22 protein-coding genes are annotated in these 21,463 nt (G+C 67.9%); 13 read left to right on the forward strand and 9 right to left on the reverse strand.

Annotated features, from left to right (window positions below):
- Nucleotides 1–36 precede the first annotated feature (36 nt).
- The 3 genes from rpsR to LQ772_RS10945 all read right to left on the reverse strand — a co-directional run bounded on the left by rpsR (nt 37) and on the right by LQ772_RS10945 (nt 1,265).
- Nucleotides 37–267, reverse strand: coding sequence for a 30S ribosomal protein S18 (gene rpsR / locus LQ772_RS10935; protein ID WP_209619137.1), 231 nt, complete (start codon nt 265–267; stop codon nt 37–39).
- A 17-nt stretch (nt 268–284) separates the two neighbouring features.
- The gene (gene rpsF / locus LQ772_RS10940; protein WP_231320814.1) at nt 285–719 is read right to left on the reverse strand and encodes a 30S ribosomal protein S6; all 435 of its coding nucleotides are present in this window, start codon (nt 717–719) and stop codon (nt 285–287) included.
- 219 nt (nt 720–938) lie between these two features.
- Nucleotides 939–1,265 (reverse strand): HesB/IscA family protein, encoded by a 327-nt coding sequence (locus tag LQ772_RS10945; RefSeq protein ID WP_231320815.1) that lies wholly within the window; start codon nt 1,263–1,265, stop codon nt 939–941.
- 128 nt (nt 1,266–1,393) lie between these two features.
- Between LQ772_RS10945 and asnS the strand changes: the two genes are divergently transcribed.
- From asnS to LQ772_RS10980, 7 genes are all read left to right on the forward strand, one after another.
- Nucleotides 1,394–2,809 carry an asparagine--tRNA ligase gene (gene asnS, locus LQ772_RS10950; RefSeq protein WP_231320816.1) on the forward strand — a complete coding sequence of 472 codons (1,416 nt, stop codon included), beginning with the start codon at nt 1,394–1,396 and terminating at the stop codon, nt 2,807–2,809.
- A gap of 5 nt (nt 2,810–2,814) precedes the next feature.
- Nucleotides 2,815–3,606 carry a MalM family protein gene (locus LQ772_RS10955; protein WP_231320817.1) on the forward strand — a complete coding sequence of 264 codons (792 nt, stop codon included), beginning with the start codon at nt 2,815–2,817 and terminating at the stop codon, nt 3,604–3,606.
- On the forward strand, nt 3,603–3,935 hold the full coding sequence (locus tag LQ772_RS10960) for a hypothetical protein (RefSeq protein WP_231320818.1): 333 nt from the start codon (nt 3,603–3,605) through the stop codon (nt 3,933–3,935). The genes LQ772_RS10955 and LQ772_RS10960 overlap by 4 nt, the downstream gene beginning before the upstream one ends.
- Before the next feature lie 118 nt (nt 3,936–4,053).
- The gene (locus LQ772_RS10965; RefSeq protein WP_231320819.1) at nt 4,054–4,842 is read left to right on the forward strand and encodes an SDR family oxidoreductase; all 789 of its coding nucleotides are present in this window, start codon (nt 4,054–4,056) and stop codon (nt 4,840–4,842) included.
- A 122-nt stretch (nt 4,843–4,964) separates the two neighbouring features.
- Nucleotides 4,965–6,431 (forward strand): aldehyde dehydrogenase, encoded by a 1,467-nt coding sequence (locus LQ772_RS10970; protein ID WP_231320820.1) that lies wholly within the window; start codon nt 4,965–4,967, stop codon nt 6,429–6,431.
- A gap of 12 nt (nt 6,432–6,443) precedes the next feature.
- A complete protein-coding gene (can, locus tag LQ772_RS10975; RefSeq protein WP_231320821.1) occupies nt 6,444–7,112 on the forward strand; it encodes a carbonate dehydratase in 669 nt (222 codons plus the stop codon).
- Nucleotides 7,109–7,534 (forward strand): RidA family protein, encoded by a 426-nt coding sequence (locus LQ772_RS10980; protein ID WP_231320823.1) that lies wholly within the window; start codon nt 7,109–7,111, stop codon nt 7,532–7,534. The genes can and LQ772_RS10980 overlap by 4 nt, the downstream gene beginning before the upstream one ends.
- A 53-nt stretch (nt 7,535–7,587) precedes the next feature.
- Here the strand turns inward: LQ772_RS10980 and LQ772_RS10985 are convergent, their stop codons facing one another.
- From LQ772_RS10985 to gorA, 3 genes are all read right to left on the reverse strand, one after another.
- Entirely contained in the window at nt 7,588–7,785 is a 198-nt protein-coding gene (locus tag LQ772_RS10985) for a hypothetical protein (RefSeq protein WP_231320825.1), read from the reverse strand.
- Nucleotides 7,786–7,971: 186 nt separating this feature from the next.
- On the reverse strand, nt 7,972–8,748 hold the full coding sequence (hutG, locus tag LQ772_RS10990; protein WP_231320826.1) for an N-formylglutamate deformylase: 777 nt from the start codon (nt 8,746–8,748) through the stop codon (nt 7,972–7,974).
- Nucleotides 8,749–8,778: 30 nt separating this feature from the next.
- Nucleotides 8,779–10,122 carry a glutathione-disulfide reductase gene (gorA, locus tag LQ772_RS10995; RefSeq protein WP_231320828.1) on the reverse strand — a complete coding sequence of 448 codons (1,344 nt, stop codon included), beginning with the start codon at nt 10,120–10,122 and terminating at the stop codon, nt 8,779–8,781.
- A 133-nt stretch (nt 10,123–10,255) separates the two neighbouring features.
- Between gorA and LQ772_RS11000 the strand changes: the two genes are divergently transcribed.
- Entirely contained in the window at nt 10,256–11,698 is a 1,443-nt protein-coding gene (locus LQ772_RS11000) for a hypothetical protein (protein ID WP_231320829.1), read from the forward strand.
- 77 nt (nt 11,699–11,775) lie between these two features.
- A complete protein-coding gene (locus LQ772_RS11005) occupies nt 11,776–12,333 on the forward strand; it encodes a C40 family peptidase (protein WP_231320830.1) in 558 nt (185 codons plus the stop codon).
- Nucleotides 12,334–12,484: 151 nt separating this feature from the next.
- Here the strand turns inward: LQ772_RS11005 and LQ772_RS11010 are convergent, their stop codons facing one another.
- Together LQ772_RS11010 and LQ772_RS11015 are read right to left on the reverse strand one after the other, a co-directional pair.
- On the reverse strand, nt 12,485–12,970 hold the full coding sequence (locus tag LQ772_RS11010) for an FKBP-type peptidyl-prolyl cis-trans isomerase (protein ID WP_231320831.1): 486 nt from the start codon (nt 12,968–12,970) through the stop codon (nt 12,485–12,487).
- Nucleotides 12,971–13,006: 36 nt separating this feature from the next.
- Nucleotides 13,007–14,236, reverse strand: coding sequence for an MFS transporter (locus tag LQ772_RS11015; protein WP_231320832.1), 1,230 nt, complete (start codon nt 14,234–14,236; stop codon nt 13,007–13,009).
- Nucleotides 14,237–14,458: 222 nt separating this feature from the next.
- Here LQ772_RS11015 and LQ772_RS11020 point away from each other — a divergent pair, with 222 nt between their 5' ends.
- From LQ772_RS11020 to LQ772_RS11030, 3 genes are all read left to right on the forward strand, one after another.
- Entirely contained in the window at nt 14,459–16,012 is a 1,554-nt protein-coding gene (locus LQ772_RS11020; RefSeq protein WP_231320833.1) for a M4 family metallopeptidase, read from the forward strand.
- Nucleotides 16,013–16,228: 216 nt separating this feature from the next.
- Entirely contained in the window at nt 16,229–16,915 is a 687-nt protein-coding gene (locus LQ772_RS11025; RefSeq protein WP_338029244.1) for a class I SAM-dependent methyltransferase, read from the forward strand.
- A 175-nt stretch (nt 16,916–17,090) separates the two neighbouring features.
- Nucleotides 17,091–18,413 (forward strand): DEAD/DEAH box helicase, encoded by a 1,323-nt coding sequence (locus tag LQ772_RS11030; protein WP_338029228.1) that lies wholly within the window; start codon nt 17,091–17,093, stop codon nt 18,411–18,413.
- 81 nt (nt 18,414–18,494) lie between these two features.
- Here LQ772_RS11030 and fghA read toward each other — a convergent pair whose 3' ends face one another.
- A complete protein-coding gene (gene fghA / locus LQ772_RS11035) occupies nt 18,495–19,334 on the reverse strand; it encodes an S-formylglutathione hydrolase (RefSeq protein WP_231320835.1) in 840 nt (279 codons plus the stop codon).
- Between the two features lie 152 nt (nt 19,335–19,486).
- On the opposite strand from fghA, the gene LQ772_RS11040 reads away from it, so the two are divergent.
- Nucleotides 19,487–21,334: a DEAD/DEAH box helicase gene (locus LQ772_RS11040; RefSeq protein ID WP_231320837.1), complete on the forward strand. Its 1,848-nt coding sequence runs from the start codon at nt 19,487–19,489 to the stop codon at nt 21,332–21,334.
- Nucleotides 21,335–21,463 lie beyond the last annotated feature (129 nt).

Raw genomic sequence — 21,463 nt, forward strand, 5'->3', positions numbered from 1 at the left:
GTCTGCCCTCTCCCCCGGAAGGGAGAAGGATCAAGCTCAGACGTCGTGGTTGTCGGTGTACGGCAGCAGGGCCAGGAAGCGGGCACGCTTGATGGCGGTGGCCAGCTGGCGCTGGTAGCGCGCCTTGGTGCCGGTGATGCGGCTGGGCACGATCTTGCCGTTCTCGGTGACGTACTGGCGCAGCGTGTTGAGATCCTTGTAGTCGATCTCCTTCACGTCTTCGGCAGTGAAGCGGCAGAACTTGCGGCGGCGGAAGAACTTGGACATGGCTGTGTGCTCCTGGATCAGTCGCTGTCGCGATCGTTGTCGCGGTCTTCGCGCTCGCGGCGCGCCGGACGCTCGTCACCGTCGCCATCGTCGTCGCGGCGGCGCGAGGACTTGGCGTCATCCTTCTCCTTCGACTTCAGGATGAAGGACGGCTCGGTGTCGGCTTCGTCGCGACGGACGACCAGGTGGCGCAGCACCGCGTCGTTGAAGCGGAAACCGGACTCGAGCTCGTTCAGCGCGTTCTGGCCCACTTCGATGTTGAGCATGACGTAGTGCGCCTTGGCCAGGTTCTCGATCGGGTAGGCCAGCTGGCGGCGACCCCAATCTTCCAGACGGTGGACCTTGCCGCCGTCGGCCTCGATCAGCGCCTTGTAGCGGTCGATCATGGCCGGGACCTGCTCGCTCTGGTCAGGGTGGACCAGGAACACGATTTCGTAATGACGCATGGTCATTGTGGTGTTGGCTCCTTGTGGATGCGGCCCCGAGGGGCCTCGCAGCCTCCCGCGCGCGGCGGTGAGGCAAGTACCCGTCCGCGCCGATCGGGCATGGACAGAAGCGGAAGTGTATCGCGACGCGCCGGGTGGCGTAAAGCGGACGTGATTCCGCGGGCCGTTGGGCGCGGCCAACGACGCATGACGATCGAGGGCGCCCCTATGGGGAAACCGTGCCGTTCAGCCGACGGTGAAGCTTTCCCCGCACCCGCACTCCCCCGTGGCATTGGGATTGTGGAACACGAATGCAGCGTTGAGACCCTGGCGGCGGAAATCGATCACCGTGCCCTCCACCATGGGCAGGCTCTTGGCATCGATGATCAGGCGGATCCCATCCACCTCCATCGCCTGGTCGTCCGGGCGCGCGTCCTGGGCCAGGTCCACCACATAAGCGAAGCCGGAACAGCCAGTGCGCTTGACGCCAAAGCGAACGCCCACGGCGTTGGGCGTCTGGGCGAGGAACTGGCGGATGCGCTCGCGGGCGGGGGGAGTGATCGAGATGCTCATGGGCGCCTGAAGGTGAAGTAGGTCGCGGGCCTACATTATCATGTGGGTTTGCCCCGGCGCGCCGAGTACGGCGCGCGAATCGAACACGACAGCGTCCAGATGCGGCGCGCGCGCAGGAGTTTCAACCCATGGCGGTAGTCAGCCCGACCTTGTCTAGCGTGAAGCAGGCCCTTTCGGGCGCCATCGAAGCCGGCAGCACCGTGACCGTTCGCGGCTGGGTGCGCACGCGGCGCGATTCCAAGGCGGGCCTGTCCTTCGTCAACGTCAGCGACGGCTCCTGCTTCGATCCGATCCAGGCGGTGGCGCCGGCCACGCTGGCCAACTACGAGAGCGAGATCCGGCACCTGACCGCCGGCGCCGGCGTGATCATCACCGGCACGCTGGTGCCCTCGCAGGGCAAGGGCCAGGCGTTCGAGATCCAGGCGACCGACGTGGACGTCACCGGCCTGGTGGACGACCCGGAAACCTACCCGATCCAGCCCAAGCAGCACTCCATGGAGTTCCTGCGCGAAGTCGCCCACCTGCGCCCGCGCACGAACCTGTTCGGTGCGGTCACCCGCGTGCGCCACACGATGATGACGGCGATCCACCGCCACCTGACGTCCGAAGGCTTCTTCTGGATCAACACGCCGATCATCACGACGTCCGATGCCGAAGGCGCGGGCGACATGTTCCGCCTGTCCACGCTGGACCTGGCCAACCTGCCGCGCACGCCCGAGGGCAAGATCGACTTCCGCAAGGATTTCTTCGGGCGCGAGGCGTTCCTGACCGTCTCCGGCCAGCTCAACGTCGAGGCCTATTGCCTGGCGATGAGCAAGGTCTACACCTTCGGCCCGACCTTCCGCGCGGAGAACTCCAACACGCCGCGCCACCTGGCCGAATTCTGGATGATCGAGCCGGAGATCGCCTTCGCCGACCTCGCCGCCGACGCCGATTGTGCCGAGCGTTTCCTCAAGGCGATCTTCAAGGCGGTACTGGACGAGCGCGCCGACGACATGGCGTTCTTCGCCGAGCGCGTGACGCCGGACGCCATCGCGCGCCTGGAGAACTTCATCGCCCAGCCGTTCGAGCGCATCGACTACACCGACGCGATCGAGATCCTCAAGAACTCGGGCCAGAAGTTCGAATACCCGGTCGCCTGGGGCGTGGACCTGCAGACCGAGCACGAGCGTTACCTCGCCGAGAAGCACGTCGGCCGTCCGGTGGTGGTGATGAACTATCCCGAGGCGATCAAGGCCTTCTACATGCGCTTGAACGACGACGAGAAGACCGTCGCGGCGATGGACGTGCTGGCCCCGGGCATCGGCGAGATCATCGGCGGCAGCCAGCGCGAGGAGCGGCTGGACTACCTCGACCGGCGCATGACCAAGTTCGGCCTGGATCTGGACACCTACAGCTGGTACCGCGACCTGCGCCGCTACGGCACCGTCCCGCACGCCGGCTTCGGACTGGGCTTCGAGCGCCTGCTGTGCTATGTGTGCGGCCTCTCCAACATCCGCGACGCCATCCCCTACCCGCGCGCCGCCGGATCTGCTGATTTCTGATCGCCATGCTCCGTCGCCTTCCGCTGACTCTCCTGCTGGTCGCCCTCACCCTGCTGCTTGGCGCATGCCACAGCGTCAAGGTGCTGGTGCCGCCGAACCTGCGCGCGCCGACCGACTCCGGCAATGCGCTGGCGCAGGCCAAGCTGCAGTTGCAGCAGGCCACGCCCTGCTGCGGCAGCTTCGCGGACTTTTCCTACCTGACGCCGCTGCCGTGGCGCCCGAAGAAGTTCGAACTGGGCCCCGGCAGCATGGTGGCCAGCTTGAATGGCGTGCGCAGCTACTTCCTCGCCTTCCGCCTGCCCACCGACGTCAAGCTGCCCTACCGGGTCGCGCTGAAATCCGAATTGAACGGCCGCTGGCTGCACTCGAGCTATCTGTTCGCGCCGACCACCGTGCTGCTGGATGCCGCGTTCCAGCCGGTCGACTCGCAGGACATCCCGCTGTGCGAGTACATGGGCTGGAGCAGCGCCACCACCGGTGCCTTCGGCCAGCTCAAGGTGACCAGCGACAAGGCCCGTTACCTGGTGGTCTACAGCTCGGCCGACCAACAGGCCAGCGATACCTACTGGGAGCAGTCACCGGCCACGTTCTCGGCCGAGGCGCCGGTGCGCATGACCTCCAACGGCAGCTTCCGCATCCCGCACGGGCCTGACGGCACGGTCTGGATCGGCATGATGAACGAGACCTACGCCAAGGCGGTGGAGAACGGGATCTGCGACAAGGCGCCCGAAGGCAAGGGCCTGCTCAACACGCTGCGCACCGCCCTGCCCACGCACTGGAGCAAGAGCGGCACGTGAATCCCCTCGTCGAACTTTACCTGTTGCTCCTGACCGGTGGCATCGCCTGCTTCGTGCTGTATTACCTGGCGCAGTACCGCATCGCCCGGCTGTTGCGCGAGCGTCACCCGCAGCAGTGGAAGATCATTGCCGAGCCCGAGCAGGGGCGACCCAGCGGCATGCGCACCTGGATGCGCATGCAGCACGTGCTGCGCTCCTCGCAACCGCGCCTGCCGGAGCTGCTGCAGGACGATGCGATCACCCGCTGGTTCGGCCTGTGGCGGGTCTCGCCGTGGCTGGCCTGGGGCTGCTGGTTCGCCGCGATGTTCCTGCAGTGGAAGGCGCGCTGACCCCGTCCCGACCCTCATAGGTACGGTTGCGGGCGGCACTTTCAGGTGCAGGGCCAGAAAGACTTCTCTCCCTCGGCGGCATTCTCGCAACATCACGTCCAATCCAAGGAGGCATGCGATGCAACTGGATCTCACGGGCCGTCATGCACTGGTCTGTGGCGCCTCGCAGGGCATCGGCCGCGCCAGCGCCATCGAGCTGGCCGAATTGGGCGCGACCGTCACCCTGCTCTCGCGCTCGCCTGGTCCGCTGGAAGAGCTGGCCGGCCAACTGCCGCGTCCGCGCGAACAGGACCACCGCTGGCAGGCGGTCGACATGCTCGACACCACGCGCCTGCAGGGCGTGGTCACCGACATCGCCGCGATCGGCCCGGTGCACATTCTGGTCAACAACAGCGGAGGCCCGCCCGGCGGCCCGGCGAACACCGCCGACCCGGCCGCGTTCGAGGCCGCCTTCCGCCAGCACCTGATCGCCGGCCAGGCAATGGTGCAGGCCCTGCTGCCGGGCATGCGCGAGGCCGGCTACGGCCGGATCGTCAATGTCATCTCGACCTCGGTGAAGGAACCGATCTCGAACCTGGGCGTGTCCAACACCGTGCGCGCGGCGGTCGCCGCCTGGGCCAAGACGCTCTCCGGCGAACTGGCCGCCGATGGCATCACTGTCAACAACGTGCTGCCCGGCTACACCCGCACCGGCCGGCTGGACAGCTTGCTGGGCACGCAGGCGAAGAACAGCGGCCGCAGCGAGAACGACATCGCGCACGACCTGATGTCCACCGTTCCCGCACGCCGCTTCGGTGAACCCGCCGAGGTCGCCGCGGTGATCGCTTTTCTCTGCACGCCGGCCGCCGCCTACGTCAACGGCGTCAGCATCGCTGTCGACGGCGGTCGCACGCGCGCGCTGAGCTAGCTCGCAGGGTGGGCTTCGGCCCACCAGCTCTCCGCACGGCGGGTTGATGCCCATCCCACGAAGGCGTGTGCATACGCCTCCGTCCGGTGCAATCCCTCGTCCCAGGTCGTAAGCTTGTCCGGATGCCTTCCTTGCGCCTCGCCAACCTGATCGACGGCCGCCTCGTGGCTCCCAGGGCCGACCGCTGGCTCGACGTGTACGAACCGGCCACCGGCGAAGTCTTCGCGCACTGCCCCGATTCCGACGCCGACGACGTCGCCGATGCCGTAGCCGCCGCACATCGCGCCGCACCCGCCTGGGCGCACACGCCGGTCGAACAGCGCGCCCGGCTGATGAATTGCCTGGCCGACCTGATCGAGCAGGACCTGGATGCCTTCGCCGCGCTCGAATCGCGCGACAGCGGCAAGCCGCTCACGCTGGCACGCAACCTCGACATTCCGCGCGCGGTCAGCAACCTGCGCTACTTCGCCGCCGCGATCCAGGGCTGGGACAGCCAGTCGCACGCCATGGCGCTCGGCCAGCCGGGCATCGGCGCGGTCAACTACACGTTGCGCCAGCCGCTGGGCGTGGTCGGCTGCATCAGCCCGTGGAACCTGCCGCTGTACCTGTTCACCTGGAAGATCGCGCCCGCGCTCGCCGCCGGCAACACTGTGGTGGCCAAACCCTCGGAAATCACGCCCTGCACCGCCGCACGCCTGGCCGAGCTCAGCATCGAGGCGGGCTTCCCGCCCGGCGTGCTCAACATCGTGCAGGGTCGTGGCCCGAGCGTGGGACAGCCGCTGGTCGAACACCCGCAGGTCAAGGCAATCTCTTTCACCGGCAGCACCGCGACCGGCGCGACGATCGCCGCCGCCGCGGCGTCGCGCTTCAAGAAAGTGTCGCTGGAGATGGGCGGCAAGAATCCGGCCCTCGTGTTCGCCGACGCGGACCTTTCCGACGCCAACCTCGACACGATCGTGCGCTCGGGCTTCGCCAACCAGGGCGAGATCTGCCTGTGCGGATCGCGCCTGCTGGTGCAGCGCTCGATCTACGAGCGTTTCCGGGAACGCTATCTGGAACGCGTGCGGCAACTGGTGGTGGGCGATCCGGACGAACCCTCCACGCACCTCGGCGCGCTGGTGTCCCAGCCGCACTTCGACAAGGTGATGGGCTGCATCGCCCAAGCTCGAGCCGATGGCGCTACCGTTCTGTGCGGCGGTGAAGCGGTGTCCATGCCGGGCCGCTGCGCCAACGGTTGGTTCGTCGCTCCCACCGTGATCGAGGGGTTGTCCAACGCCTCGGCGACCAACCAGACCGAGATCTTCGGCCCGGTGGTGAGCCTCATCCCGTTCGAGGACGAAGCCGAGGCGGTCGCACTCGCCAACGACAGCCGCTATGGCCTGGCCGCGTCGCTGTGGACGCAGGACCTTTCCCGCGCCCATCGCGTCGCCGCCGCGCTCGACTTCGGCATCGTCTGGACCAACTGCTGGCTGCTGCGCGACCTGCGCACGCCGTTCGGCGGCGTGAAGCAGTCAGGCCTTGGCCGCGAAGGCGGCACCGAGGCGCTGGCCTTCTTCACCGAGCCAAAGAACATCTGCATCCGCTACTGATCGGGAAAAACCATGCCGCACACCCTCAAGGACCTGCTCGCCAACAACCGCCGCTGGGCCGCCAGCGTCACCGCCGCGGATCCGCACTTCTTCGAGCAGCTTTCGCAGCAGCAGGCGCCCAAGTATTTGTGGATCGGCTGCTCCGACTCGCGCGTGCCCGCCACGCAGATCGTCGACCTGCCACCGGGCGAGATCTTCGTCCACCGCAACGTGGCCAACGTCGTCGTGCACACCGACCTCAACGCGCTGAGCACCATCCAGTTCGCGGTGGACGTGCTCAAGGTGGAACACATCCTGGTGGTGGGCCATTACGGCTGCGGCGGCGTGGGCGCGGTGCTGCGCAAGGACAAGCTTGGCCTGATCGACAACTGGCTGCGCCACGTCAAGGACGTCGCCTTCAAGCATGAGGCCTCGCTGCAGCCGCAGGTTCCGTTCACGGAACGACACGAGCGTCTGTGCGAACTCAACGCCATCGAGCAGGCGCTCAACGTCTGCGGCACCAGCATCGTGCAGGACGCCTGGGAGCGCGGCCAGAAACTCACCGTGCACGCCTGGGTCTACGGCCTCACCGACGGCCACATGCACGATCTTGGGCTGATCGTCACCGGCCGCGAAGGCATGGCCGAGGCCTATCGCACCGCGCTGGACGGCATGGCAGAGCGCTGGCAGCAGAAAGCATGAGCGGGGGCATCCGCACCGAGGCGGCACCGGCGCCGGTGGGCGCCTATCCGCACGCCCGCAGGGTGGGCAACCTGCTGTTCCTCTCCGGGGTCGGCCCGCGCGAACCGGGCACGAACCGGGTGCCGGGAAACGTCCATGAGCACGACGGCAGCCTCGCCGCCTACGACATCGAGGCGCAATGCCGGCAGGTGTTCGCCAACGTACGCGCCGTGCTGGAAGCGAGCGGCGCGCGCTGGGAAGACCTGGTCGACGTGACCGTGTTCCTCACCGACATGGCGCGCGACTTCCCTGTCTACAACAAGCTTTACGCCGAGTACTTCGCCGGCGTCGACGCCTGCCGCACCACCGTGGGCATCGACGCCCTGCCGACGCCGATCGCGATCGAACTCAAGTGCATCGCGGCACTGCCCGCCGAGCACTGAAACAAAAGGCCCCGCCGGCAACGCCGACGGGGCCAACGACGGCATCGACCGGATTACTTGCCGGCAGCCGGCTTCTCCGCCGACTTCTTCATCGCCTTGTGGGCGTGATGATGATGGGTCATCGTCTTCTTCGGGGCCGCGGCCGCCTGCTCGGTCTTGGTCGCCGCCTTCGGGGCAGCGTCCTGGGCCAGCACAACACCGGAAAGAGCCACGCCCGCCACGAGCAGGGAAGCGATCACGAGCTTACGCATAAGGAAACCTCGGAACTGGAATGAGCCGCGGACCCGGCCGGAACCCGGCATCGCGGGCGGCGCGGCGGATGCACGATGCGGCGGCCGCCGGATACGGCGACTGAACATCCAGCGCCCGGACATGCACGCCGCGCGCATCGGCCCCTTGACTTGCGACGCGCCGTTTTTTTTGCGAAAAAACTTGCGTCAGACGAGGCAGGCGCGCAGCAGCGGCTCGATCGCGTTACGCAGGACCGCGGCCTTGCTTTCGTCCCAGTCGAAGCTGTCCTCGTCCATGTAGTTGCGCTGGGTCATCTCCAGCTGCACTGCATCGACGCCGTCGTCTGGACGTCCATACTGCCGCGTGATGTAGCCGCCCTTGAAGCGGCCATTCACCGCGTAATCGAAGCGGTCCTGCGCACCCAACACGCCCTCCAGCCGCTGCTGCAGCGACGGCGAACAACTCGCACCGTCGGCGGTACCGAGGTTCAAGTCGGGCAAGCGCCCGTCGAACAGCATCGGCACGCGGCTGCGGATCGAATGGCCTTCCCACAGCACCACGCGCCCGTGCAACGAGCGCAACCTCGCAAGTTCCTGCTGGAGCGCGGCGTGATAGGGACGCCAGTAATCGTTCACGCGGCGTTGAACTTCCGCCGCCTCCGGCTCGCCCTCCAGGTACAACGGCTCGCCATCGAAGCCGATGGTCGAAACAAGGCCGGTTTCGCGTTTGCCCGGATAGAGCGCGTGGCCGTCGGCCGGCCGGTTGAGGTCGACCACGTAGCGCGAGGCGAGCGGGCGCAGCAGGCTCGCGCCGAGCACCTGCGCCAGCGGTGCGTACAGGCGCGCGACGTGCCAGTCCGTATCGGGCGAACGACGCGCCGCCGGATGCATGCGCGCGGCGATGTCGTCGGGAATGTGGCTGCCATCGTGGGGCAGGCTGATCAGCAGCGGGACGCTGCCCTGGTCGAGGCGGAAGATGTCCATCGGAGCAGTGTAACGCCGGCACCGCGACCCTCAGTGCATCAGCAGCAGTTCCTCCGACGAGGTCGGGTGGATCGCCACCGCGCTGCGCAACTCGCGCCGGGTGAGGCCCTGGCGCATCGCCACGGCGAAGCCCTGCAGCATTTCGTCCACGCCCGGTCCCAGGACGTGCAGGCCCAGCACGCGCTCGTCGTCCCCCGTGCAGACGAGCTTCATGACGGTCGGTTCGCGCTGGCCCGCCACCGCGAACTGAAGCGGCACGAAGCGCTTGCTGTAGACCCGCACCGTATCGCCGTGGCGCGTCCTCGCCTCTTCCTCGGTCAGGCCGATCTTGCCTAGCGGCGGATCGGTGAAGACCACGGACGGGATCGCCTGATAGTCGAAAGAGGCTTCCGGCTGGCCGCCGAACAGCCGCTCGACGAGCGCATACCCTGCCGAAACCGCCACCGGCGTCAGCGCGGGACAGGCGGTGACGTCGCCGATGGCGGTGATGCCCGCGACCGTGGTGTTCTGGTGTGCATCGACCTGGACGAAACCCTTTTCGTCGCGCGCCACGCCGACCTCCTCCAGTCCGAGCGCATCGCTATTGGGCTCCCGTCCGACCGCCCACAGCACCGCCTCGTACGGTCCGTGCGCGGCGCCGCGGGCATCATCCAGCAGCAGCGCGCCTGTTTCGCCGCGGGCGCCGTTGACGTTGCTCTGCGGCGTGATGCGGATGCCCTGTGCGCGCATCTGCGCGGCGAGCGCCTGCACCACCTCGGCATCGAAGCCGTCGAGCAGCTGCTTGCGGATCAACAGCTCGACCTCGCAGCCGAGCGCGCGCAGCAGGCAGGCAAATTCGGTCGCGACGTAGCCGCCGCCGACGATGCCGATCGAACGCGGCAGGGTCCGCATCGAGAAAATGTCGTCCGACACCATGCCCAGCTCGAAGCCCGGCAGGGGCAGCCTCCGCGGTCGTGCCCCGGTGGCGATGGTGATCTGCGACGCGCGGTACTGCTTGTCGCCGGCCTGCACGGTGTCGCGTGCCAGCAGGCGACCCGCCGCGCCGATCCAGGTCACGCCGGCTTCCTGCAATCGCGCGGTGTAGCGTTCGCGGATGCCTGCGATGTAGCGATCGCGCAGCAGGCGGAAGTGGTTCCAGTCCAGCTGGCCGGGCGTGAGGTCGAAACCGTAGTCGACCGCCAGCGCTTGCGCATGCGCAAGTTGCGAGGCAAACCAGAGCGCCTTTTTCGGTACGCAACCCAGGTTCGCACAGGTGCCCCCCGGCGGGCCCGGTTCCATCAGCGCCACCCTGGCGCCGTACCGTGCCGCGCGCTGGGCCACCGTCAGTCCGCCGGACCCGGCGCCCAGCACGATCAGGTCGAAATCGCTAGTCATGCCGCCTCCGTTGGCTTGCGTTTTCCAGCATGCCTTCCTGACGGTGACGGACGTGAGCAGGCACGTCCGCGTGCCCCTTGCCTGAAGGCCTGGTGAAATCTAGTCTGGCCCTGACCCTTCGAGGGAAAGCCGAATGCCCTTTCGCTTCTTCACCGTCCTTGCCCTCGTGCTTGTTGCTGCGTCGATCCACGCCATGCAGGCGCGCGCCAGCGAGGTCTCCTCGCGGCAGCTGCTGGAGGCGATGCGCGGCACCAACGAACTGGGTCGCTACGGCTATCTGCTGCTGGCCATCCCGCGGCTCGATGCGCAGGACAAGCCGACGGCGCAACAATACTTCGCCTTCAGCGAAAGCGAGCTTGGGCTCTATGGAGAGGCGGTACGCGATTTCCCGCTGAAGGCGCGCCTGCCCGCAGATACCGTGCTGCCTTCGCCCCTCGAATGGCAGGCCGCCGATGCGGTGGACACCATCGTCAACCTGGCCGCGCGGCGGCGCGTGGTGATGGTCAACGAGGCGCACCACGACGCCCATACACGACTGCTCACGCTCGCGCTGCTGCCGCGGCTGCGCGCGCTCGGCTTCACCCATCTGGCCATCGAGGCACTGCTGGAAGACGGCGATGCGCTGCGCCAGCGCGGCTACCCGACCGGTCATAGCGGCACCGAATACGTGCGCGAGCCCGTGTACGGCGAAATCGTGCGCGAGGCGCTGCGCCTGGGCTACGTGCTGGTGCCCTACGAGTCGACCACGCTCGGCGGGCAGGACCGCGAAGCGGAACAAGCACGCGCGCTCTACCGGAAAGTGTTGGCGGGGAACCCGAAAGCAAAGCTGTTCGTCCACGCCGGTTATGCGCACATCGACAAGGCGAAGGGGCGACTGGGTGACGTGCTGCCGATGGCGGCACGCTTGCAGGCACTGACCGGCCTGGACATCCTCAATATCGACCAGACCGAGCTCCGCGAGGAGGAACCCTTCAACGAGCTCGAGGCGTACCGGATTGTCAAGAACGCGGTGCGTACCGGCGATTCCCTGCGTGGCGTGCCGCAGAACGGCCTGACGCCCCAGCTGGACACGCGTGTCGCCCTGCGCGAGCCCTACCACCAGCTTGTCGCAGCCTTCCACCCGCAGCGGGCCATCGTGCTGCGCCACGTGGGGGATGGACGGCTGTGGAGCGCGCGCCCGCGGCTCTACGACATGAACGTGATCCTGCCGCCGGCCAACGAGCATGTCAGTTCCTACGTGCGCGACCGCGTGATCTCGTTGCAGATCGGCGGCAAGGCCACCATCGCACTTCCTCCGGCCGCCGACGGGCATCGTCCGGACTGGCTCTCGCTGAATGGCAAGCGCGTGGCGGTGGCGGTCAGTCCCGGCCTTTGCGAAGGGGCTTTTCCCTGCCTGGTGGAAGCCCACTACGCCGACGAGGCAGACGACGCCGTGGCCGCCGACCGTTACGTGTTCCTGGAAGGCGGCAGCGACAACACGCTCTGGCTGCGTCCCGGGCGCTACCGCCTGCGCACCATGAATGCCGCGGGCAAGGTGCTGGCCGAACGCCCAATACAGGTCGACGCGACGCATTGAAACTTGCAACCTGGCCTCACGAGCTTGACGCAAACCCTTGATTGGCTAAGCTCGGGTAAAACACTGCCGAGGTTGCCATGACTGCGTCCGGATGCCGTACCGCCGCCGCGCGACTGCGCCTGGCCATGGTCGGGACGGCAGTGCTGCTGCTGGCCGCCTGCGCCGGCACCCCGCATCGGCGCGAGCCTACGTTCAAGAGCTCGCATTCGTCGCTGGCGGACCTGCCCGCGAAGGCGCCATCGGCGGCGAGCGCCGGAACCGCCAACGATGTGTTGTTCCGCGCGATCGCGCTGGTCGGCACGCCCTACCACTGGGGCGGCAATACTCCCGAGGGCGGTTTCGACTGCAGCGGGCTGGTCGACTACATCTATCGCAACGCGGCGGACATCCTGCTGCCGCACAGCTCGCGCGCCATGTCCGACGTGGACGGCCGCAAGGTCAGGCGCATGACCGACCTGGCCAGCGGCGACCTGGTGTTCTTCGACATCGGCGGGGACATCAGCCACGTGGGCGTGTATGTCGGCAAGGGACGCTTCGTGCACGCGCCCAACAGCGGCGGCACGGTGCGGCTGGATGACATCGACGGGCCGTATTGGCGGGACCACTTCGCGTTCGGGAAGCGGTTGCTGGATTGAGGTGAATCCAGCCTTCTCCGGCAGGAGGGAGCAAAGAGAACGGCGGGGACAGGAGCGTTCCTCATCCCGATGCTCCGGCGGAAGAACGGCAAAGAAAACGGCGCCCGAGGGCGCCGCTTCGGTCATCGTTTGAAGCGCAGCCCGGCGCGCTTCAGTGCGCTTCCTGCCCCGGCGGATGCGCGTGACCGTGCTTGATCTCGTCCTCGGTAGCGTCGCGCACTTCCTCGATCGCCACGTCGAAATGCAGCGTCTTGCCGGCCATCGGATGGTTGAGGTCCACGTCGATCGTGCTCATGCCCACCTTGTGCACGGTCACGGCGCGATGGCCACCCTCCTTCAGCGACAGCACCGTGGCCATCCCCGGCTTGAGCTTGTTCGCCTGCTGGAAGTACTTCTTGGGCACGCGCTGGATGCGTCCGTCCTCGCGTTCGCCATAACCCTCGGCCGGGGCGATGTCCGCTGCAAGCGTCTCGCCCGCCTCGTGGCCTTCCAGCGCCTTTTCCAGACCGGGAATGAGTTGGCCGTGGCCAAGCAGGATCCACAGCGCCTCGCCGTTGTCGTGCGAACTCTCCACCTTGTCGCCATCCACCGTGAGCGTGTAGTGGAACGCGATGACCTTGTCCTTGCCTGCCTTCATTGCCTGTCTCGTTGGGGTGCAAAGACCGCGATTCTATCAGTCCGGCGCCCGGACGAAGCCCACCCCACGCGCCTCCGGGCCCAGCCAGGCGAGCAGCGCCAGCACCACTGCCACCACCGCGATCCACGCCGCCATGGCGAGGGCGTAATCGCCACCGTGCGCCTTGGCGATCCAGGCCTGCGCCGTGGCGGTGACCGCAGCCAGCAGGTTGCCGGTCTGATAGGCGAAGCCTGGCAGTGTGCCGCGCACGTGGCCCGGCGAGAGCTCGTTCAAATGCGTGGGCACCACGCCCCAGGCGCCCTGCACCATCACCTGGATAAGGAACGCGCCCGCGCCGTAGAGCACCAGCGTGCCGCCGTACATCCACAACGGGATCACCGGGATCGAAAGCAGTGCGGCGATCACGATCGCGCGCCGCCGCCCGATCCGCTCCGACAACGCGCCGAAGAACAGCCCGCCCACGAGCGCACCCAGATTCAGCAGCGCCACCAGCACGAACGCAGCGGTGGAACCCGTCGGCAAGTGCAGGTTGACCTCCTCGAACGTGTGGTAGAGGTCCTGCGATCCATGGCTGAACATGTTGAACGCGGTCATCAGCAGCATCAGGTACAGCGCCAGCTTCCAGTGCCCGCGCATGGCCTCGCGCAGACCACGCCGTGGTGCGGCACGCTGCTGCTTCCATACCGGCGACTCGGGCACCTTGCGACGGATGTACAGCACCAGCAACGCCGGCGCGGCGCCCACGACGAACAGCCCGCGCCAGCCGATGTGGTCGATCAGCAGCCAGTTGGCCAGCGCGCCGAGGAAGAAGCCGCAGGGATAGCCGCTCTGCAGCAGGCCCGAAACGATGCCGCGCGCCTTCGGCGGAATCGCTTCCATCGCCAGCGACGCGCCGATGCCCCACTCGCCACCCATGGCGATGCCGAACAGGAAGCGCAGCACCAGCAGCATCGTCAGCGAGGTGGAAAACGCGGTGGCCAGCTCGAACAGCGAGAACAGCACCACATCCAGCATCAGGATCGGCCGCCGGCCGTAGCGGTCGGCCAATCGCCCGAAGATCAGCGCGCCGAGGGGCCGTGCGGCCAGCGTGAGCAGCAGAGCCAGCGTGACGTCGGTCTTGTCCACCCCGAACTCGTTGGCCACGCCGACGATCACGAAAGTCAGCAGGAAGTAGTCGAAGGCGTCCAGCGTCCAGCCCAGGAAGCTGGCCAGCACGGTGTGACGCTGGTCATGGTCCAGCTCACGCAACGTGGACAGAACACTCATGCGGCCGCTCCCAGCATCGAGACCGGTCATCAGGCTAGCACGCGGTCCCAGGGGGGCCGCCGCCAGGATGCTGCGCGGCAGGATGACATGCTTCCCGGAACGGCGTAGGTTGCCCTGTCGGCACGTTCGCTTCCTGGGGAGGGTCGGCGAGTGCCGATGTGACGGCGCGACGAGGCAGGACGCCCCCGACCGCCCATCCATTTCCTTGGGAGGGAAACACCAATGATGCAAAAACCGCTTGCCGGCGCTCTGCTGGGCGCCCTCGGCCTGCTCGTGGCCACCGCTGCCCAGGCTGCCACGCCGAGCCACATCCATGCGCCCGCGCTGGGCCACCTGAGTTCCAGCGCGCTGAACCAGCGTCTGGGCATGGACCCGCAGGCCTCGCTGGCCCCGGGCCTTCAGCTGCGCACCACCCACGGCACGATCAAGACCCGTGAGCACCAGATGTTCCGCGGCGTGCCGGTGTACGGCCGCAGCGTGGTGGTCGAACGCGATGCCGCCGGCAACGTGCGCAGCGTCGATGGCCACCTGTCCAATGGCCTGGGCTTCGACCTGGCCTCGGTCACGCCGCGCCTGAGCGGCGCCCAGGCGCTGGCCGCGCTGCGCCAGCATGCCGGCTTCCTGCCCTACGGCATCGGCGCCCACGCGATCTCCGATGCCAGCCTGCAGAACGTCAAGCACGAGCTCTACGTCTACGCCGAAGGCAAGAAGGCGCGGCTGGTCTACCTGACCTCGTTCTTCGACGACCACAACGGCCGCCCGACCCGTCCGACCGCGATCATCGACGCCAACACGGGCGCGGTGGTGAAGAGCTGGGAAGGCCTGACCACCAAGGGCAAGCCCGGTGGCGGCGGTGGTGGCGGCACCGGGACGGCGGCCAGCGCCAATGGCCCGGGCGGCAACCAGAAGACCGGCCAGTACTTCTACGGCACCGACTATCCGGCGCTGGCGGTTACCCAGTCGGGCAGTACCTGCTCGATGGTCAACCCGAACGTGAAGACCAACAACATGAACCAGAGTCGCACCCGCGCGACCCTGTGGACCTTCACCTGCCCGACCAGCAGTGGCGACGGCATCAATGGTGCCTACTCGCCGATCAACGACGCGCACCACTTCGGCGCCGTCGTGCACGACATGTACAACGCCTGGTTCGGCGCGCCGCCGCTGAACATGCAGCTGGTGATGAACGTGCACTACAGCCGCAACTACGAGAACGCGTTCTGGAACGGCTCGTCGATGAACTTCGGCGACGGCGCGAGCTACTTCTACCCGCTCACCGCGCTGGACGTGACCAGCCACGAGATCAGCCACGGCTTCACCGAGCAGCACTCGAACCTGCAGTACTCCGGCCAGTCCGGCGGCATGAACGAGGCCTTCTCGGACATGGCCGGCGAAGCGGCCGAGTACTACGACCGCGGTGCCAACGACTGGCTGGTCGGCGCCGACATCACCAAGACCGACCCGGCGCTGCGCTGGATGTGCACGCCGAGCAAGGATGGAGGCTCGATCGACAACGCCTCGCAGTACTACAGCGGGCTTGACGTGCATTACTCCAGTGGCGTCTACAACAAGGCGTTCTGCACGCTGGCCAAGACCTCGACCTGGAACACGCGCAAGGCGTTCGAGGTGTTCGAGCGTGCCAACGCGATGTACTGGACCGCCACCGCCACGTTCAACTCCGGCGCCTGTGGCGTGGAGAACGCGGCGGACGACTACGGCTACTCGCGCAGCGACGTGGTGGCCGCGTTCAATGCGGTGGGCGTGACCTGCCAGTAAAGCTGTCATCCATGGTTGTACCCACGAGCCCGGCCCTGCGCCGGGCTCGTTCTTTTCACCCGTCGCGCGTCCGCCCGCCCGCACATGCGCCGTTTGCACATCCGGCGATTGCAGCCTGCCTATACTGGCTTCCCGCCCCCGGAGCCCGGCCATGCCACGATCGTCCCGACACGCGTTCCGCCACCCGGCCATGCCGCCGGAGCGCCAGCCTTGACGGTGCGCCCGCGGCATCACCTCGACCGGTCGATGCGCGCCACGTTGTCGGCGCGCTTCACCGGGTTCAACCAGCGACAATACGTGCGCGGCAAACTGGCGAGCGACCCGGTGTACGGGGCCGTCGCCCGGTTGCTGCAGGAAGCCCCGCCCTTCCCGCTGCTCGACGTCGGTTGCGGCATCGGCCTGCTCGGGCACTACCTGTATGGCTGCGGCGCGCTGCGGAGCTATGTCGGGATCGATCACGACGAGCGCAAGATCGCCACCGGCCGCCGCGCCGCGGCGGCGATCGGCGACGCGCTGGATCTGCGCTGCGCCGACGTTGCCGACCTTCCGGATTTCCGCGGCCACGTCAGCCTGCTCGACGTCCTGCATTACCTGCCGGCGGCGCGCCAGTCCCCGCTGCTCGAACAGCTGGCCACCCACGTGGCTCCCGGAGCGCAGTTGATGATCCGCAACGTGTTGCGGGCGAAGCACTGGCGCTTCCACGCCACCGTGCTGGAGGAGCACGTGCTGCATGCCACCGGCTGGATGCGCGTGGGCGCGGACCATTACCCTTCCGCACAAGAGGTGACCGCGCCGCTCGAACGCGCGGGCCTCGTCACCACGCTCACCCCGCTGTGGGGACGCACCCCCTTCAACAGCTACCTGATCGTGGCCCGGCGGCCGGCTGCCGCGTCTTCGCCGTAGGCGTGCCCCCGGGGACGACCGCCTCCAGTTCAGGCCAGCGGCCCCACAGGCAGGCTCGTGCCGCTTGCGCTATACTGCGCGGACGGCTTAGCAGCCGTTGCGGTCTTCAACCGCCCCTTCCCCATATCGCAACGCGGTTCTGAAAGAACGCTCCGGGTTGCACAGGAGTGTTTTCATGTCTTTCGAATCGCTGGGCCTTGCGCCCGCGTTGTTGCGCGCGCTTGCCGACCAGGGCTATACCCAGCCCACCCCGATCCAGGCCGGCGCCATCCCGTTGGTGCTGGAAGGTCACGACTTGCTCGCTGCCGCGCAGACCGGCACCGGCAAGACCGCCGCCTTCGCGCTGCCCTTGCTGCAGCACCTTTCCACCGCCGGCGCCACGCAGACCCGCCGTCCGCGCGCACTGGTGCTGACCCCGACCCGCGAGCTGGCCGCCCAGGTGCACGACAACCTGCGCGACTACGGCAAGCACCTGCGCGTCTCCAGCACCACCATCTTCGGCGGTGTCGGCATGGGCCCGCAGATGCAGGCGCTGCGCCGCGGCGTGGACGTGGTGATCGCCACGCCCGGCCGCCTGATCGACCACATGCAGCAGCGCTCGGTCGACCTCTCCGGCGTCGAAGTGCTGATCCTGGACGAGGCCGACCGCATGCTCGACATGGGCTTCCTGCCCGCGATCAAGCGCATCCTCCAGTCCGTGCCGAAGCAGCGCCAGACGCTGCTGTTCTCGGCCACCTTCGCCGAGCCGATCAAGGCGCTGGCGATGCAGTTCATGCGCTCGCCGCGCGAGGTGTCGGTCACGCCGCCCAATACCGTGGCGCCGACCGTCACCCATCACGTGCATCCGGTCGATGCCTCCCGCAAGCGCGACCTGCTGCTGCACGTGCTCTCGCAGGACAGCCGCCGCCAGAGCCTGGTGTTCAGCCGCACCAAGCACGGCGCGGACAAGCTGGTGAAGTTCCTGGAAACCTCCGGCCTGCGTGCCGCCGCGATCCACGGCAACAAGAGCCAGAACGCGCGCACCAAGGCGCTGGGCGACTTCAAGAGCGGCCGCATCACGGTGCTTGTCGCCACCGACATCGCCGCCCGCGGCATCGACATCGACCAGCTGCCGATGGTGATCAACCACGATCTGCCGATGGTCGCCGAGGATTACGTGCACCGCATCGGGCGCACCGGCCGTGCCGGCTCCGAGGGCATGGCCGTGTCGCTGGTCAGCCACGATGAATCGGGTCTGCTGCGCGACATCCGCAAGCTGCTCAAGCAGGAAATCGGGATCAGCGACGTGGCGGGCTTCGAACCCTCCACCCCGCTGCGCCTCGACGCCGGTGCGCCGCGTCCGGTGCAGGGCCAGCGCCAGCCGCGCCCCGCGCGCAACGGTCATGCGAGCCATGGCGGCAACCATGGTCAGGGCCGTGCGCCTGCCAACGCCGGCCGCAACAACCGTCGCCGCAGCCGCCCCGCCGGCGGCGCCACACGGCCGGAAACGCGCGGCTGACCGAAAGCGTTCGACGCGCTCGCTTCGAGCCTTCAACCGCAAGGCGGGGGAAGGCTCCGACAGGCGCACCGGGACCGACTGCTACACCAGCGCTTGTGCGTGATGGCGCAGGTGATCCTCGATGAACGTGCTGATGAACCAGTAGCTGTGGTCATAGCCCGGCTGCCGGCGCAGGACCAGTGACTGCCCGGCCGCGGCGCATGCCTTCTCGAACAGCTCCGGACGCAACTGCTCGGCGAGAAAGCGGTCGGCCTCGCCTTGGTCGATCAGGATCGTGCCGGGAAAGGTTCGTCGTTCCACCAGCGCGCAGGCGTCGTAGTCGGACCAGGACTGCCGGTCGTCGCCCAGGTACCGGGCGAACGCCTTCTGTCCCCATGGCACCCGGGATGGCGCCACGATGGGCGCGAAGGCCGACACCGAACGGTAACGCTGCGGGTATGCCAAGGCCAGGGTGAGCGCGCCATGGCCGCCCATCGAATGGCCGCACACGCCCGCGCGGGCGACGTCCAGAGGAAACCGCTTCGCAAGGAGCGCAGGCAGTTCGTCGACAATGTAGTTCCGCATGGCAAAGCGCGACGCCCATGGCGCCTGGGTGGCATCGAGGTAGAACCCCGCACCTTCGCCGAACTCCCAGTCGCCCGTGGCGCCGGCAAAACCGGTATCGCGCGGGCTGGTGTCGGGCATTACCAACGCCAGGCCCAGCTCGGCCGCGAACCGCTGCGCGCCGGCCTTGATGGTGGCGGTCTCTTCGGTGCAGGTCAGCCCGGCGAGGAAATACAGCACCGGACAGGCCTGGCGCTCCGCCTGCGGCGGCAGGAAGACCGCGAACCGCATCGGGCCACACGCCTCGGACACGTGCCGGTAGAAACCCTGCACGCCGCCGTGGCAACGCTGCTCCGACAGCGTTTCGACCATTGTCATCGCTTCGCTCTCCAACCACACAAGCGCCCGATCATAACCACGGCCCGCCCACGCCACGTGTACCCGACGCCGACGCCACTGCGGCGAGGCTGCTAGAATGCCGCGCTGCGCGGCGCCGCCCTTGCTCGCCGCTGCCCATATCCGAGGTTCCCATGTCATCCCCCGTTCCAGGTCCCACGCCGGCCGACCACGACCCGGCGCCGGCCGGTTTTGCCGCGCTCGCGCTGCGTCCCGAAATCCAGCAGGCGCTCGCCGACGTCGGCTACGAGTCGCCCTCCCCGATCCAGGCCGCCACGATCCCGCCGCTGCTCGAAGGCCGCGACGTGCTCGGGCAGGCGCAGACCGGCACCGGCAAGACCGCCGCGTTCGCGCTGCCGATCCTCTCGCGCATCGAGGCCAGGCCCGGCAAGCCGCAGGCGCTGGTGCTGGCGCCCACGCGCGAATTGGCCATCCAGGTGGCCGAAGCGTTCCAGCGCTACGCCGCGCACATTCCCGGCTTCCAGGTGCTGCCGATCTATGGCGGCCAGAGCTACGGCCCGCAGTTGCACGCGCTTCGCCGCGGCGTGCACATCGTGGTCGGCACGCCCGGCCGCGTGATCGACCACCTGGACAAGGGCACGCTGGATCTTTCCGACCTCAAGTACCTGGTGCTCGACGAAGCCGACGAGATGCTCCGCATGGGCTTCATCGACGATGTCGAGAAAGTCCTCGAGGCGACGCCGCCGACGCGCCAGGTCGCGCTGTTCTCCGCGACCATGCCGGCGCCGATCCGCAAGATCGCGCAGCGCCACCTGAAGGAGCCGGTCGAGGTCACCATCAAGTCCTCGACCACCACCGCGGCGAACATCCGCCAGCGCTACTGGTTCGTCTCGGGCATGCACAAGCTCGATGCGTTGACCCGCATCCTGGAAGCCGAGCCGTTCGACGCGATGATCATCTTCGCGCGCACCAAGCAGGCGACCGAGGAACTGGCCGAGAAGCTCACCGCCCGCGGACTGGCCGCCGCCGCGATCAATGGCGACATCGCCCAGCCGCAGCGCGAGCGCGTGATCCAGCAGCTCAAGGAAGGCAAGCTGGACATCCTGGTCGCCACCGACGTGGCCGCGCGCGGTCTGGACGTCGAGCGCATCAGCCACGTGTTCAATTACGACATCCCCTACGACACCGAAAGCTACGTGCACCGCATCGGCCGGACCGGCCGCGCGGGTCGCAGCGGCGAGGCGATCCTGTTCGTCACGCCGCGCGAGAAGGGCATGCTGCGCGCGATCGAGCGAGCCACGCGCCAGCCGATCGAAGAGATGAAGCTGCCCACCGTCGAGGCGGTCAACGATGTGCGCATCGCCCGCTTCAAGCAGCGCATCACCGACACCATGGCGCAGGGCGAACTGGGCCAGTTCCAGCAGTTGATCGAGCAGTACGAGCAGGAGCACAACGTGCCGGCGCTCGAGATCGCCGCCGCGCTGGCGCGGATCGCACAGGGCGACCGCCCGCTGCTGCTGGCGCCGCCACCCAAGCGCGAGTACGAGCGCCGCGAGCCGGCGCCGCATGAAGCGCGCGAGCGCGATGGCGAACGCCGCCCGCCGCACGAGCGCAAGCCGCGCGAGGCCCGCGAAGGCGCCCCGCCGCGGAACTTCGACAGCCGCCCGCCGCGCCCGCACAGCGCACCGGAGCCGGGCAAGCGCACCTATCGCATCGAGGTCGGCCACGAACATGGCGTCAAGCCCGGCAACATCGTCGGTGCCATTGCCAATGAAGCCGGCCTGGAAAGCGGATTCATCGGCCGCGTCAGCATCCGCGGCGACTACAGCCTGATCGACCTGCCCGACGGCATGCCCAAGGAGGTGTTCGATCACCTCAAGAAGGTCTGGGTAAGCCAGCAGCAGCTGCGCATCAGCGAATGGGACGGCACGGAAGAGCCGGCCGGCGCCACGCCACCGCGCCGGCCACGGCCGGGCGGATTCAAGCCCCGCCCGGGTGGGAAGCCGCCGCGGCACAAATGAAGCTTCGGGCGGACCTCTCGTCCGCCTGAGCAGCCAGCTGGCGGGCCCTTCGACTCCGGCCTGCGGCCTGCGCTCAGGGTGAGTGGCTTAGGGAAAGGTGGGTTTGCTTACCGAGCCCGCCACCCCTTA

Origin of the sequence: Frateuria edaphi (genome assembly GCF_021117405.1) — a bacterium.
Lineage (GTDB): Bacteria > Pseudomonadota > Gammaproteobacteria > Xanthomonadales > Rhodanobacteraceae > Frateuria_A > Frateuria_A edaphi.